This window comes from Prevotella sp. P5-92, assembly GCF_002251245.1.
Lineage (GTDB): Bacteria > Bacteroidota > Bacteroidia > Bacteroidales > Bacteroidaceae > Prevotella.
Window position 1 is genome coordinate 39,361 of the sequence record NZ_NPJG01000112.1, and the last position, 13,934, is coordinate 53,294.

The following is a 13,934-nucleotide window of genomic DNA, read 5'->3' on the forward strand; positions in this document are numbered from 1 at the left end:
ATAATATTCAAAAGATAGAACAGCAATTCCGTTAAAGTGTCTTAACATTGCGATTATGACTTATTCTTTGCAATAAAATTTACATATTATTGCAATTGATATTTTTGTATTAAAGATGCTACAAAATAATTTTTACTTGGCAGAAACTTGCAGACTCTCTTTGACTGCCGCGGTGTAAGTGCGTGAGACGGGAATCTGCTTGTCGGTGCCGAAGATCTGGAGGAGGTAGCCAGAGTTGCGGTTGGTGATGGTGACTACAAAGTTCAGATTGACGATGAAAGCGCGGTGGCACTGCACCATGAACTTGTTGTCGGCAATACATTCCTTAATCTGTTTTAGTGTGATGCGGAGCATCTTGTGTCGCACCTCGTCGTCCTCCATATAGCAGATGTCGGCATAGTTTGACATCGACTCGACATAGATGATGTTTTCAGGCGGAAGAGACAGCGTGCTGTTGCCAGTATTGCCGACGAGATGGCACTGGGGAGCGCTGTCAGATTGACGGTCTTCAGCCTTTTGCTTCCCCATCTCGCTTTCCTCGGCAATGTTTTTCTGTAGTTCCTCAAGAAGGGCGTTGATGATGCGCACCTCTTCGAGCTTGAATCGCAGATGCCAGTTGCGGTTACGTACGTATGTACCTGTATACAGAAAGATGCAGGTGGCAGACACGTAGTAGATATACTGGTAGAAATAGTCGAGATGGATATGCCCGCCATTCCACCACGGTTCGATGGGATTGTCGCAGAAGAAGAATCCGCCGAAGACGGTGAGTACGAAGGCGACTGTGGGGATATTGATGAAATATTGTATGAGGCTGTTGCGGTGGACAGTGTTGAGCGGCAGCCTTGGGTCCATGGGAAAGTGAAGTATGTGTGCGGCAAATAAGCCAGTGGCGATACTTATCACCGTGGTGATAATACCTTGGGCAAGGAAGAACAGCGGCCGTCTCTCGTGGATTGTCTCGACATTGAATGGCATGGTGAGCCATAAGAGCAGGATGACGAAAATGCCTGCATATACGCTTTCGTGAACGATACGGATGTTCACAGGATTCTTAATTTTGATTTTCATCATTGTCATAGTTGTGAATTACGGTGCAAAGATACACCTTTTATCCCATATTTCCAAGCTTTTGGGACAAACGGCAGTGATATGTGACGAATGGCAGGCAGAATATCCCATTTTCGTGGCCTTCTGTCCCACACTATTGCACAATCCAATTAACAGTCATACCTTTGCAGCAGAAAATTTTATAATGAAAACAGATATGACGATGTTAAAATTATGTTTGGCGGCAATAGTCGCAATGACGGGAGTGGAATCAGCCATGGCCCAGACAGAGAAGAAGGACACAGTAGATTACTCGCTCAACTTGAAGGAGCTTGAGGTGAAGTCAACAGCTGCAAGGACTAAGATGCGAAACGGAGCTATGGTGACACGTATCGTTGGTTCGCCATTGGAGTCGGCCGGTTCGGTAGAAGACATGTTGTCGCGAGTGCCAGGAATGATGCGTATGGGCGGACAGCTACAGGTGATAGGCAAGGGTTCACCTATTTATTATATTAACGGACGCAAGGTGCAGGACATGGAAGAACTGAAACGACTGAGGAGTCGCGACATTCGCGAGGTGGAGGTGATAAACAGTCCTGGAGCAGCATTCGACGCCTCGGTGAATGCCGTGGTGAGGATAAAGACCCGCCGACAACAGGGAGAGGGACTCAGTGGACGCTTAGACGTGAGCGACGACCAGGCGCTGAAGTCGGGCAACAACAACCTTGCCTCCACCCTCAACCTGAACTATCGCCACGAGGGTCTCGACTTCTTCGGAGGAGCTACATTCCAAAACGACTATCTCGACGGCAACCGCACGATACTCGAACAGACGACATACGGCACAGGAGTGACACACCGCCAGACGGGCGACACTCAGGAAGACGAGAAGTTCTCGAGAATACACTACAACGCTGGTGTGAACTGGCAGATAGACGATGACAACTTCGTGGGAGTGAAGATGGAAAGAGGCAAATGGCTGAAAAACAACTTTGTCTTCACCATGGAGGAAGACATACTGCGCAACGGCGTGAAGGAAGACTACCTGAAGTCGGTGAGCGACTACGACTACAAGAACCCTAACACGCTGCAAGCCAACGCCTACTACAACGGAAAGATAGGCAAATGGGGTATCGACGCCAACGTGGATTACTACTCGCAGTGTGATAAGAACGACGACAATATCAACGAACAGGCACTGTCGGGCACACGAATGGTGGAGTCGATGACAGAGAACAAAAGCCGCCTCTTTGCCGCCCGGCTCGTTGCTGACTATCCACTCTGGAACGGCAAACTGACGTTAGGTGGTGAGCTGACCACCGTGTGTCGCGACAACAACTACCGTATCAGTGGAGTGGAAAACATCTCAGACAGGCTGTCGGAGGTGAGCGAGCAGAACTATGCCGCCTTCTTTGAATATGGCATAATGATACCCAAGGCAGGTATGCTCACTCTCGGAATGAGATATGAGCATGTGGCTTTCGACTTCGATGACCTTTCAAACCCACAACAGTCGGTGAAGAGAAACCACGACGACTTCTTCCCGTCGCTGTCGTTTGGCACAAGGCTCGGAGCATTGCAGATGCAGCTGAGCTACGGAGTGAAGACCACACGCCCTATGTACAGCCAGCTGCAAAGCGAGGTCTATTATATCAGCAAATACACACTACAGACAGGTAACCCGCTGCTGAAAAACGAGATAAGACACTCTCTCGACCTCTCAGGCCGATGGAAATGGCTTGCCTTCAGCGCCAACTACATGCATATCAAAGACGCTATCTACGACTGGACAACGCCCTACGACGACAATGGAGTAGTGATGTTAGGCATGGTGAACTTTGACAGTCCTATCGACGTGCTCAGTGCCTTCTTTATAGCCTCGCATAATGTTGGCGTGTGGACAACGAGCAACACCGTGGGAGTGCAAAAACAATGGCTCTCGTTCAACCTCGACGATCCGCGCGAGGCAACGGGCAAACGCAAAGTGTCGTATGACAAGCCAATGCTTATCTACAACAGCGACAACGCCTTCCGCCTGAAACACGGCTGGCAGCTGGAACTCAACTCAGAGTTCTACAGCAAGGCACACTACCGTAACGTGCGACTGTTGCAGGCCTATTGGAATCTGACTGCCGCAGTGCAGAAAACGTTTCTTAAGGACAGGTCGCTCGTGGTGCGTCTCTCTTGCTCCGACATATTCAATACGGCACGCCACGACGTATTGCTCGACCTTGGCAACTATACCTTTCAGCAGAGTGACGTCTTTGGAAGAGATCGTGGCAACTACAGTCTCCACCGTGTGGCACTGTCGGTGCGCTATGCCTTCAACGCCACAAAAAGCAAGTATAAGGGTAAGGGAGCAGGACAAGACGTGATAAAACGACTGTGATGTCAGCTGGCGACCCTCGGCGATGATGAGTCTGACAGCGACTACAGCCGACGAAGAGTCAGTCATGAAGCGGCAACAGAGGATACAGAGTCCGTCTGGACTATTGCGGATTCTGTATCTTCTCCTTCACCTCGGCGGAGTATTGTTTTGAAACGAGAACAACGTCGCCGCAGTGAGCCATGATAAGAGCTATGCCACTGTTTCGGCTCTCGATTCTTTCCACCATGAGAAGATTGACCACGTAGGCACGGTGACACTGCATGATGCTGGCATGACAACAGAGGGTCTCTACAGCGTTTTTCATGCTTGTGCGTATCATCATGTCGAAATGCTTGCCGTCACGTAAGTAATGTATGTGCAGGTAGTTGCCTTCTGATGTGGCATAGATAAACTGAGAAGGCATGATGTCGAGATGCTCCTTTGTGGTGCCGTTGATGACCATGCGTCCAGCGTCGGCAGGCTTGTCCTCGACGCCGGTCTCGTTTTTCTTTTCGGTCATGGTGCGCTGTCGTTCCAGCATGATACCGTTCAGCAGCTGCATCTCCTCCAACTGCTTGATAAGATACCTCTTCTTATATACGTTGCGCCAATAGAGATGGATGATGATGGTGACGTAGATGCTGACCGCAATCACCGAGCCAAACGTGGCCCAGCCGAAGTGATTGTCAACGATGTCGTTACATGCAAACGTGTCGAGGAAGAGCATTACGAGAAGAACCTGCAGCACGATATTGAAAGCCTCGAAAAACAAGTTGCGCTTGATGATAAACTTACTGCCACGTGAGATGTCGTTAGGCATCTTGAAGAGATGCTCAACGATCAGTTCGCTGGCCAGTACCGACAAGGCTATGATGGCGCCTATGCCCGCAAGCAGCGGCCAGCGCATTGCATCAAAATTATTGAGACCGAAGGGCAGGAAGACTGCGATGAATAGTGTGCCTATGAGGGCGCTTTGCAGTCGCTCTATGATGATGTTTTTTCTCATTACTTTATATCTGGTGATAATCCCAAAGGATATTTTTGGTTGTCTTTTATGAAAAATTGTTGCAAAAGTACAATATTTAGTTCAGAAAACAAAGATAATTGTCACATTTAACAAATATTCTTGTCTTTTTTGTCAAAAAAGGAAAGATAATGCTTGGAGTTGTCATATTATTGTCTTACCTTTGCCGAAGTTATTATAAACATATCAACAATAAAAAGAAATAGTATGAAAGTAAGAACACTCACCGTGGCCGCCATCCTTATGTGCACCACTATGCTTACATCGTCGTGTGTAGGCTCATTCTCGTTGTTTAACAAACTCGCAAGCTGGAACCGTGGCGCGACAGACAACAAGTTTCTTAACGAGATCATCTTTATCGTCATCTCACCTGCATATGCTGTATGCTCGCTTGCCGACGTGCTGGTGCTCAACTCGATAGAGTTCTGGAGTGGCACTAACCCTTTGGCAGCCAACGTGGGCAAGAGCGTGACGGTGAAGGGGCAGGACGGACGCTACTATGCCGTGAAGACACTGAAGGACGGATATGAGGTAAAGGCTCCTGACGGCAATGTGACATGTTTCAGATATGACAAGAAGACCGACTCGTGGTCGCAGATACAAGACGGAAAGACAACAGAGATCTTCCGTTTCAACCCCGATGGTACCATCAAGGTGACAGTGGCCGACAAGACGATGGACGTGGCACTCGACGAGAATGGGCTCAACCAGGTGGCTAATGCCGCTGGCTATGGCTTCTTCTATGCGGCGAGATAACCTCTTTGTCTGATTTTTACATCTCTGACAACCCGAATCTCCTTACCTTTGCACCCGTTAAACCATAATGACAGTAAAGAAATGAAAACATTTCTCGATGGCGTGAAAGGCGAATATGCCACTCCCGAGGGATATCTTGTGGATGAAGCTGAGGCAGAAGAGTTTGACAAGCTCTTCCCGCCAAAGGAGAAACTGAAGTTACCTGGGCAACTGTGGTAGCAAGTGAAAGAGTTTTGCAGTAGAAAACCCCACACACTTCTGGCCCATATATAAAGATGTATTTCTATGGACGCGATACCCGTCCTCCGCTGGTGCAACGAATAGTGCCCAACGGAGAGACGGGTCTTTGTTTTTACCGTGGCGACAAGGTGAGTTACGGTGGAGTAGGCGAGGTGGGATGGAGGATTTGATCCTTCCATTCGTCACAAATACTTGCTTTCTGTCCCAGTTTTTTGGTTATATGCTACTAACGAAGTACCTTTGCAGCCGAAAAAACAGAAGATTCTGTAGTTGTAAATCCTATTTTATCGTCAAATGAATAAAAACGACAATTATGAATAAGGACAAGTTTTTGGTTATAGTCATTGTGACTTTATTGCTATTGGGAGTTATCTTCCTTTGCATCTCAATGTTTGGTGAGAATCAGGAAAACCACCATCCCCTGCCAATAGCCTTATGCTGTGTCTTTTCGGCAAATGCACTGGTGATGGTTAGACTCAAGAAAATGAACAAGTAGTATTAATCTCCTAAATTATTTTTATTATGATATTAACAACGACTCCCACAATAGAGGGACATCCAATCAGAGATTATAAGGGATTGGTGACTGGTGAGACCATCATCGGTGCCAACTTTGTGAAAGACTTTTTTGCCGGCATCCGCGACATCGTGGGTGGACGAAGCGGTTCGTATGAGAGTGTGCTGCGCGAAGCAAAGGACATAGCATTGCGTGAGATGGAGGAGCGGGCACAAATGATGGGGGCGAATGCCGTGGTGGGCATCGACCTCGACTATGAGGCATTAGGTGCTAATGGCTCGATGCTAATGGTTACGGCAAGTGGAACGGCAGTGGTGATGGATTGACATGGGCATTGATGAAAACAGATAGAATAACTCTTCGCCCTTGGCTTGACACTGATGCCAAGGCTTTGTATAAATACGCAAGCGACCCAGAGGTTGGCCTTCAGGCTGGTTGGCCTCCACATCTTTCTGAAAAAGAGAGTCTGGAGATAATCCGTACAGTATTTAACGATCCCACCACATGGGCCATTGTATGGAACGAGACAGGCGAGGCAATTGGAGCCATGGGCTATGGTCCGTCGTGCGACTGCTCCTTGCCTTCGCGTGAAGGAGAACCCACTGTGGGCTATTGGGTAGGCAAACCATATTGGGGTAAGGGTATGTGTACAGAGGCTCTGCAGTTGATGATTCGACATGTCCGTGAGACGACCGACATAAAATCTCTTATCAGCGGACACTTTATCAGTAATCCTGCTTCGGGACGAGTGATGGAGAAGTGCGGATTCTTGCCAACTGGCGAAACTGCCTTTGACAACAAGCTCTATCAGGGTGCCGACAAACCGATAATGGTGCTAAGATTGACTTTTTAATAAAATATTATATACAAGGATGAGAATATTATTTGCACTGTTATTCGCAGCATGTTCTCTGTCGGCATTTGAGGTTAAGGCACAGGAGACTGGCGGAAAGGATAATTGGGTGGCTGCTGGACGACAGGTGATTAATTATCTTGTCGATAAGCATGTCAATTATAACATGATTCATGACGCGAGGGATTTTGGACTTCCTGCTCCCGACTCGCTGACACTGAAGACTGCCGACGGATTCGAAATCTTCGCATACGAGATTTGTCCTGAGCATCCCAAAGGCGTGGTGATTTGTCTCTCGGGAATAGAGAATCCCTCGGTGACTGCCTTCTATGGTCATGCGGCGGAGTTTATTAAGGCTGGTGTCGCCACCATCATGCCCGACCTAAGAGGTCACGGCAAGAGCGATGGCAACCGCATCTGCTTGGCTTATGAAGAGACTCGCGACGTGAAGGCTGTGACTGATTACATTAAAAGCAATGCCAAATACAAAGGCGTACCCGTAATTGTGATGGGAGTGTCAATGGGAGGTGCCGTAGCCATACGCTCTATTGGCGAAAACAAGGATATTGACGGACTTGTCTCGCTTTCTGCCTTTTCGAGTCTTGAGGACTTCCTGCAGGCGAGTCGCGAGGCATTTCTGCCGATGATTCCCGCCACCGAACTTGATGGTGTCACGAGGCATGTCGTTAAAGAGAAATATAGTGTTGACGCTTCCGTAAGCAGTCCTGTATATGCACTGCGTGGTCTCGACAACCGACCGGTGCTTATGATGCACAGCCGTAAGGACACGCAGGTGCCATACTCGTGCTTTGAGATACTATCAGCCGAGGCATCGAAATACACCATCGACCTCGACACAATGACCGTGGAAGGCGATGAGCATTTCATATGCAAGGACTTTATTCACCCCTCTTCCGATAGGGAGTATATGCGCAGGGTGATGAGATTTATACGTAAGTTGACCTCAAATCATCCATACGTTAAGACTGAAGAAGGAGTGGAACTGATGGAAATAGTGGCGCGCTTTGCCGACAACACTGTGTTCAACGACTCCATTGCCCCACGCTATCAGAAAGATTGTGACGAATGGTTTGCCGCATGGAAAAATCATCCGGCAGTCGTGTGGCTTCACAACCAGTTGCCGGTATATAGCATCGGCTATGAGGCTGTGCCATGGTTTGGTGCCCATCTGCTTTGCCGGGAAGATGGTCTTGACCTTATTCCCAATGCCAATAAGGAATACAAGCGTTGGCCCCGGAAAGCCATCAAGGAGTTTTTACCATTGCTTACCGACTTCTATTTGAAGAGTAATTTCTCCGAGTTCTATCGCCAGCATAGTCAAATGTATAAAAAGGCAGTGGATGCAGCCCGTGTCACCATGGCAGATTACGTGGACCTCGACTGGTTCGGCAGTTTCTTCAAAAAGGAGTCAACAGCCGATTTTGGCATCATCGTAGGACTGAACAACGGTAGCGGCAGCTTTGGCATAGAGCGAACAAAGCCAGGGGAGCGAACTGAGAAGATTGCCGTGATGCTATATGGGGAAGACGAAGACGGCACACCGTGGTATTTCCGCGACAGTGAGATAGACAAGATTCTCGTGCATGAGTTCTGTCATTCCTTTATTATGCCAGACAAGAGATACAAGGATATTGGCTCTCGTCTGCTTAAGGAGCATCGCAAGAAACTCAATTCCGTGGGCTATGGTATTTGGGAGAACGTGATAGAGGAAACCCTTGTTCGTGCCTCCGTAATCCGCTATCTCATCGACCACGGTTATAGTGAAAAGGCGATAAAGGATGAAATCAACAACCAGCATGAGTACTATGGTTTCATATGGCTTCCAAAGGATATAGAGTGGTACAAGGGAGATGTCTTGGAAATATTCGATGAAATGTGACTCGTGAAGAAAGAAAAAACAACAAATACGATTATGAAATTTGACATTATTGAGAATGAGGGCCTCGAACTGATAGGCATCGTTAAAAAGATTGAGATGAAGAAAGGACAGGAAGAATGCCCCGCATTCTGGAAAGAGTTTAGCGAGCAACTGTGCATCCCGATGATGCAGGCTGGTAAGCCGCTCAACGACAAGCAGGCGGCTGTAGCAGAAAACAATATCGGTGAATATGCCCTGTGCGACTGCGATATGGCAGCTGGTACATTCGACTATTTTATCAGCGGCAGCTACAAGGGTGGCAATGTGCCCGAAGGAATGGAAGTGCGCAAGGCAGATTACAAGCGATGGCTGAAATTTCATTTTGAGGGCGGCATGGCTGCATTCCACAACAACTACAATTATGTATATAATGAATGGTTGCCCCAGCATTTTGAATACAAGGCTGTGATGGCGGTGAACGTGGAATGGTACACGATGGGCGACTTCAACACTCCTGACTATAAGTGCGGTCTGATGATACCTGTGTTGGATAATTCCCAAAAGAACTAAGAATGATGAAGAAAGTATTGTATGTGTTGCTGCCACAGTTTGCGGAGCATGAGTTGCCTTATCTCACTCAGCCTCTGCGTTCTGATGCCATGGCGATGAAGGAGAATCCAAAGTATGAGAACAAGATTGTGGCTGAGTCGATGGAGCCTGTTGAGGCTATCAGCGGTTTACGCCTGCTGCCCGACTATACGTTTGATTCTATTCCCGACGACTATGCAGCACTGGTGCTCATTGGAGGATATGGATGGAAAGGCGAGGCGGCAGAACGTGTTGCACCTCTCGTTGTCGATGCTATCAGCAAAGGTCGCATAGTCGGTGCCATCTGCAATGCCGCCTCATGGATGGCGAGCAAGGGTTTCCTTAATGATGTCCGCCATACGGGCAATGGCATCGAGCAACTCCAGTTATGGGGTGGAGAGGCATATACCAATGCTGCAGGCTATGTTAATGCCCAGGCTGTGAGCGACAATAATATTGTCACTGCTAATGGTAGCGCCAGTCTTGACTTTGCCTGCGAGATTCTCGCTCTGCTAAAAAACGACGAGTCAAAGGAGATAGAGATGTACAAGACATTCTACAAGATGGGTCTCGTGGAGTTTGCGAAGATGATGTCGCAGACGAAACCACGTTTCACGTTCAATACCATTGGACTCTTCACTACCGACCATGCCAAGATGGTGGCTTTCTATCGCGATGTCTTTGGATTCAAAACCGAATGGAATGGTATGGATCCTAACGTGGAGATGACACTTGGCGCATCGCGTATCATCATGTTCCCGCGCGTTGTCTTTGAGCAGATGACATCTCATGAGTATGCCTATCCCAATGGCACCAACGGCACTATGGAACTATCTTTCGATGTCCCCACCTTTGCCGATGTTGACAAGGAGTATGATCGTGCGGTAAGCATGGGCGCAAAGCCAATATTCGCTCCTACGGCAGAGCCATGGGGACAGCGAACCTGCTATGTGGCAGATCCTGAAGGTAACTTGATAGAGATATCGTCGTTTATTGAATAACTGATACACGATGAAACAAGCATACTTACATATATTATGGCACGACTGAATTATCTTGACAATCTGAAGGTGGCATTGACCTTCTTGGTGATATTCCATCATGCGGGACAGGCGTATGGTGACGGTGGCGAGTGGGGATATACTCCTTCAAATCCTGCGGAGGTGATGCCTTGGATATGGCATTTCTTCTCTACCAATGCCGCTTTTTTCATGGGATTGTATTTCTTCATTTCTGGGTATTTTGTACCAGGCAGTTACGACCGACAAGGTTTTAGCACTTTTGTCAGGAAGAAGATTCTTCGTCTCGGTGTACCATTGTTGTTGATGGGCGGTCTGTTGACATACGCTACCGGCAAAGTGGAGTTAGCCCACATGTGGTTTGTAGAAAGTCTTCTGATATTCAGCTTCTTCTATGCTGTGGTCAGGAAAAGATGTTCGGCAATATCTAAAGACTGCGACTCACGACCGACGCTGACAGGATTGTTTATTGCTTCATTAGTGATGGGCATCGGCAGTTATTTCATTCGTCAGGTGAGTCCACAAGACAATTGGATTGGTCTTAGTGTATGGATATTTGAGCCTGCCCACTATCTTCAGTATGTCATGATGTTTGTTTTGGGCATATTGGCCTACAGGTTTTGTTGGCTCGACAAGATGACAAATAAGACTGGTGTTATAGCATTGTCCATAGGCGCACTTTTGGCTATAGGAAACTATGTCCGGCAAGATGGCGCATGGAATGATTTCGTGTGGCGATGGTTTGGAATCTATGAGTCTCTGATGTGCGTTTTCATCTGTTTCGGATTGTTATGGCTGTTCCGCGAGAAAGTCAACATGGGCAATAAAGCGCTCTCTTGGCTCTCGGCTCAGAGCTATGGGGCATACATTTTCCATTTGCCGTTGATGATTTGTATTCAGAATGTGTTCGACGGCGTGTGGATGGGAGCCTTTGGCAAGTTCATGTTCGTCGGAGTATTCACAACTTTTCTCTCATTCACCTTAACCTGGTTGATTCGATTGCTGCCTGGTGTGAAGAGGGTAATATAAAACAATAATTATGAAAACAAGATTTATGAGTGTTAGGATAAGACAGTGCTCCTTTAGCGATGCAGTTAGACTTGTGGAGATATACGCTCCATACGTCCAGGATACAGCCGTTTCTTTTGAATATGCAGTTCCATCGGCGGATGTCTTTAAGGAACGCATAAAAAACATCGTCGCAAGATCTCCATATCTTGTTGCGGAAGTAGATGGAGAGGTTGTGGGATATTGTTATGCCAGTGATTTTAAGCAGAGATGTGCCTATAGTCATTGTGTGGAAACAAGCATATATATAGCAAAAGACTTTCAAGGCAAAGGCTTAGGAAAAATGCTTTATAACGAACTTGAGAGGCAGTTGGCTGATAGGGGAATAAAGAATATTTATGCATGCATAGCATGGACAGACATACCCAATGAGCGTCTGTCTCACCAAAGCGTCGAATTTCACAAAAGAATGGGATTTTCACAGGTCGCTCATTTCCACAGATGTGGATGGAAGTTCAACGAATGGTATGATACCGTTTGGATGGAAAAGTTTATTTATGAATAGTGATATTAATTAATAGAAGACTTATGAAACAGCTAATTGCTTGTTGTGGCCTCGACTGCGAGAAATGTGAGGCACGCTTAGCCACTCTGAACGACGATAATCGTTTGCGAGAGAAAGTGGCTAAGGAATGGGGTGAGATGAACCAGATGGAATTTCAGCCTGAATGGATTAATTGTATGGGTTGCCGTACAGAAGGGTGCAAGATCTACTATTGCAGTGACATGTGCAAAATCCGAAAATGCGTATTGCAAAAAGGATACAATACCTGTGGCGACTGTTGCGAGATGCAAACATGCAGCATTTTGGGTGAACTGGCGACGAATGCCCCCGAGGTTTATGAGAATCTAAAGGGCGAGTGATATTTTTATTTGGACAAATGACAAGGGTAATTTTCTTTATAAAAATTGCTATAATTCAGCTATTTGTTAGTATCTACAGTGTCGCATTGTCCGATAAGGTAAATTGCGGTGAGATATTCGCCCGGCATGAGATATTCGTCGCGATGCGACTCCAGTTCGTCGAGCAAATGCTTGGCACGGACGGGCTCGTTGTCGTGAAGCAAGGTGAGGGCATAGAGGGCGACGGCCTTGATAGGCGAATACTTGTAGGACGAGTTGATATACGCCTTTAGGGACTTATCGTAGATCTTGTCCACCACGTCGTGCCTGGCCGTGGTAAGCAGTTCCATCAGTATGTGGTCAGCACCTATCTCGAGCTTCATCAATCCCGGCAATTCTTTGCCGAAAGAATAAATCTCTTCATACACTCGGCGTGCCTCGTCAAATCGGCCTGAGTCTTCAAGCAATGCGGCATAGTTGATGCGGTTTGCCAATAGGAAATAGTCTTTTGGCGAATCTACCGGTATGTCCTCAAACCACTCCCGGGGCATGTCTTTCAGCCGTTTTCCCTTCGACAGCTCGCTGGCTACCTGCATCATGCGAAGGAAGAAACGGCGCGAGTGCTTGCCGCGCATCAGGAGCAGTATGTTTCTGCCGTCGTTACAGAGTCCGTTGAAGCTAAGTGGAACGCCGTTCATCAAGGCGATGAAGGCTCCGGTGAAGGCGAGCATCATAAAAAATGTTTCGCCCACCATGCCCAGATCGCAGTACAGCAGCGCGACTATGGATAGGGCCAAAAGCAGCAGGTTGACGATCACGCCTCCGGCATTGTACCAAAAGAAGGGTACTCTCGACGGGTCGGTGGCTTCGGGTAGTGTCATTATGCACTGTCCGCCCGTTCCCTGGATGTTGAATTTCTTGATGTGGAATCCGCAGTGGTCCTTCACCAGCGCGTATTTGTATATCCTTATCGACGAAAACTTGAATCCTGACGCCAAGCCAAACAGCAGATGGCCCACTTCGTGGAGGGTGAACTGGAGTATGGCGGTGACGAAGAGCCATGCGAAGGTGCACGCTATGGAGATGGCTATCTTCGTCATGTTGAGGTCTTTATGCACCACGTCGCTGATGCCTTCGCTGCCGTCGATGCTCCATATCAGCAGGAATGCCAGTGCCAGTCCGAATATCGCGCCTATGGCGAGGCTGCCAATCAAGTTGAGTGTTTTCTTCATACTGCCTTTTTTGCTTAGAGAAGATGATTTTTCTCGTGTGTCAATGCTCGCTTTTTGTCTGCTCTTTTCAGCTACAAAGATACGAAATAAATCCCAATCCTGCAAGTTTTTTCGCTACTTTATTCTTGCTGTTAACATTTTTTTTATATAACCTTCCAGTCGCCTATTGTGTGTCGCTTGAGGGTCGAAGTTTATGTCTGTTTTTATTATGGGCAGGCCTGAGAGGTAAATCTTCGAGGGATGGTTGATATTCGTGTTTTTTTTTTGCGGCCAAATTGGAGCCAAAAATATCGGTTTTAGGAGAAAATGGGATAGAAAAAACACAATTTTTAACCTCAAGGAAACTCAATTTTTAGCCTAAAAATGGCTGTTTTTGACGTGAATTTGGCAATTTTAGCCTTAAAAACCTCTATTTTTGGCCTAAAAATGGCAGTTTTTGACGTGAATTTGGCAATTTTGGCCAAATTCAGATGGCTATTTTTGGGTGTTTTTAGGTT

At 47.2% G+C, this 13,934-nt stretch carries 15 protein-coding genes and 1 pseudogene; 13 read left to right on the top strand and 3 right to left on the bottom strand.

Features of this window, described 5'->3' with window-relative positions; translation table 11 throughout:
• Positions 1 to 132: 132 nt before the first annotated feature.
• Complete coding sequence (locus tag CIK99_RS11050) at positions 133 to 1,074, bottom strand: LytTR family DNA-binding domain-containing protein (protein ID WP_158215973.1); 942 nt, start codon at positions 1,072 to 1,074, stop codon at positions 133 to 135.
• A 199-nt stretch (positions 1,075 to 1,273) separates the two neighbouring features.
• Here CIK99_RS11050 and CIK99_RS11055 point away from each other — a divergent pair, with 199 nt between their 5' ends.
• Positions 1,274 to 3,439, top strand: a complete 2,166-nt coding sequence (locus tag CIK99_RS11055; RefSeq protein WP_158215974.1) for a TonB-dependent receptor domain-containing protein — start codon at positions 1,274 to 1,276, stop codon at positions 3,437 to 3,439.
• A gap of 100 nt (positions 3,440 to 3,539) precedes the next feature.
• On the opposite strand, the gene CIK99_RS11060 is transcribed toward CIK99_RS11055, so the two are convergent.
• Positions 3,540 to 4,424 carry a LytTR family DNA-binding domain-containing protein gene (locus tag CIK99_RS11060; RefSeq protein ID WP_094381564.1) on the bottom strand — a complete coding sequence of 295 codons (885 nt, stop codon included), beginning with the start codon at positions 4,422 to 4,424 and terminating at the stop codon, positions 3,540 to 3,542.
• 225 nt (positions 4,425 to 4,649) lie between these two features.
• On the opposite strand from CIK99_RS11060, the gene CIK99_RS11065 reads away from it, so the two are divergent.
• From CIK99_RS11065 to CIK99_RS11120, 12 genes and pseudogenes are all read left to right on the top strand, one after another.
• On the top strand, positions 4,650 to 5,198 hold the full coding sequence (locus CIK99_RS11065) for a DUF3332 domain-containing protein (protein ID WP_094381565.1): 549 nt from the start codon (positions 4,650 to 4,652) through the stop codon (positions 5,196 to 5,198).
• Positions 5,199 to 5,279: 81 nt separating this feature from the next.
• On the top strand, positions 5,280 to 5,417 hold the full coding sequence (locus CIK99_RS11070; RefSeq protein WP_216822804.1) for a hypothetical protein: 138 nt from the start codon (positions 5,280 to 5,282) through the stop codon (positions 5,415 to 5,417).
• 56 nt (positions 5,418 to 5,473) lie between these two features.
• Entirely contained in the window at positions 5,474 to 5,608 is a 135-nt protein-coding gene (locus tag CIK99_RS15935; protein WP_256387401.1) for a hypothetical protein, read from the top strand.
• Positions 5,609 to 5,960: 352 nt separating this feature from the next.
• The gene (locus tag CIK99_RS11080; RefSeq protein WP_094381567.1) at positions 5,961 to 6,281 is read left to right on the top strand and encodes a heavy metal-binding domain-containing protein; all 321 of its coding nucleotides are present in this window, start codon (positions 5,961 to 5,963) and stop codon (positions 6,279 to 6,281) included.
• Positions 6,282 to 6,292: 11 nt separating this feature from the next.
• The gene (locus CIK99_RS11085) at positions 6,293 to 6,808 is read left to right on the top strand and encodes a GNAT family N-acetyltransferase (protein ID WP_094381568.1); all 516 of its coding nucleotides are present in this window, start codon (positions 6,293 to 6,295) and stop codon (positions 6,806 to 6,808) included.
• Positions 6,809 to 6,827: 19 nt separating this feature from the next.
• Complete coding sequence (locus CIK99_RS11090) at positions 6,828 to 8,708, top strand: alpha/beta fold hydrolase (RefSeq protein WP_094381569.1); 1,881 nt, start codon at positions 6,828 to 6,830, stop codon at positions 8,706 to 8,708.
• Positions 8,709 to 8,741: 33 nt separating this feature from the next.
• Positions 8,742 to 9,257: a GyrI-like domain-containing protein gene (locus CIK99_RS11095; RefSeq protein ID WP_094381570.1), complete on the top strand. Its 516-nt coding sequence runs from the start codon at positions 8,742 to 8,744 to the stop codon at positions 9,255 to 9,257.
• A gap of 2 nt (positions 9,258 to 9,259) precedes the next feature.
• Positions 9,260 to 9,853 (top strand): annotated as a pseudogene (locus tag CIK99_RS15815) (DJ-1/PfpI family protein); the annotation flags it as partial.
• 12 nt (positions 9,854 to 9,865) lie between these two features.
• Positions 9,866 to 10,276: a glyoxalase/bleomycin resistance/extradiol dioxygenase family protein gene (locus tag CIK99_RS15820; RefSeq protein ID WP_094381577.1), complete on the top strand. Its 411-nt coding sequence runs from the start codon at positions 9,866 to 9,868 to the stop codon at positions 10,274 to 10,276.
• Positions 10,277 to 10,312: 36 nt separating this feature from the next.
• Positions 10,313 to 11,323: an acyltransferase family protein gene (locus tag CIK99_RS11110; RefSeq protein ID WP_094381571.1), complete on the top strand. Its 1,011-nt coding sequence runs from the start codon at positions 10,313 to 10,315 to the stop codon at positions 11,321 to 11,323.
• Between the two features lie 10 nt (positions 11,324 to 11,333).
• Positions 11,334 to 11,867 (top strand): GNAT family N-acetyltransferase, encoded by a 534-nt coding sequence (locus CIK99_RS11115; RefSeq protein WP_216822806.1) that lies wholly within the window; start codon positions 11,334 to 11,336, stop codon positions 11,865 to 11,867.
• Positions 11,868 to 11,890: 23 nt separating this feature from the next.
• Positions 11,891 to 12,226, top strand: coding sequence for a DUF3795 domain-containing protein (locus tag CIK99_RS11120; RefSeq protein ID WP_094381572.1), 336 nt, complete (start codon positions 11,891 to 11,893; stop codon positions 12,224 to 12,226).
• A 59-nt stretch (positions 12,227 to 12,285) separates the two neighbouring features.
• Here the strand turns inward: CIK99_RS11120 and CIK99_RS11125 are convergent, their stop codons facing one another.
• Positions 12,286 to 13,437, bottom strand: a complete 1,152-nt coding sequence (locus CIK99_RS11125; protein ID WP_094381573.1) for a hypothetical protein — start codon at positions 13,435 to 13,437, stop codon at positions 12,286 to 12,288.
• Positions 13,438 to 13,934 lie beyond the last annotated feature (497 nt).

Coding starts and splice junctions, on each gene's coding strand:
- CIK99_RS11050 (WP_158215973.1), bottom strand. CDS start 1,074: ATGATGAAAATCAAAATTAAGAATCCTGTGAACATCCGTATCGTTCAC.
- CIK99_RS11055 (WP_158215974.1), top strand. CDS start 1,274: ATGTTAAAATTATGTTTGGCGGCAATAGTCGCAATGACGGGAGTGGAA.
- CIK99_RS11060 (WP_094381564.1), bottom strand. CDS start 4,424: ATGAGAAAAAACATCATCATAGAGCGACTGCAAAGCGCCCTCATAGGC.
- CIK99_RS11065 (WP_094381565.1), top strand. CDS start 4,650: ATGAAAGTAAGAACACTCACCGTGGCCGCCATCCTTATGTGCACCACT.
- CIK99_RS11070 (WP_216822804.1), top strand. CDS start 5,280: ATGAAAACATTTCTCGATGGCGTGAAAGGCGAATATGCCACTCCCGAG.
- CIK99_RS15935 (WP_256387401.1), top strand. CDS start 5,474: ATGTATTTCTATGGACGCGATACCCGTCCTCCGCTGGTGCAACGAATA.
- CIK99_RS11080 (WP_094381567.1), top strand. CDS start 5,961: ATGATATTAACAACGACTCCCACAATAGAGGGACATCCAATCAGAGAT.
- CIK99_RS11085 (WP_094381568.1), top strand. CDS start 6,293: ATGAAAACAGATAGAATAACTCTTCGCCCTTGGCTTGACACTGATGCC.
- CIK99_RS11090 (WP_094381569.1), top strand. CDS start 6,828: ATGAGAATATTATTTGCACTGTTATTCGCAGCATGTTCTCTGTCGGCA.
- CIK99_RS11095 (WP_094381570.1), top strand. CDS start 8,742: ATGAAATTTGACATTATTGAGAATGAGGGCCTCGAACTGATAGGCATC.
- CIK99_RS15820 (WP_094381577.1), top strand. CDS start 9,866: ATGTCGCAGACGAAACCACGTTTCACGTTCAATACCATTGGACTCTTC.
- CIK99_RS11110 (WP_094381571.1), top strand. CDS start 10,313: ATGGCACGACTGAATTATCTTGACAATCTGAAGGTGGCATTGACCTTC.
- CIK99_RS11115 (WP_216822806.1), top strand. CDS start 11,334: ATGAAAACAAGATTTATGAGTGTTAGGATAAGACAGTGCTCCTTTAGC.
- CIK99_RS11120 (WP_094381572.1), top strand. CDS start 11,891: ATGAAACAGCTAATTGCTTGTTGTGGCCTCGACTGCGAGAAATGTGAG.
- CIK99_RS11125 (WP_094381573.1), bottom strand. CDS start 13,437: ATGAAGAAAACACTCAACTTGATTGGCAGCCTCGCCATAGGCGCGATA.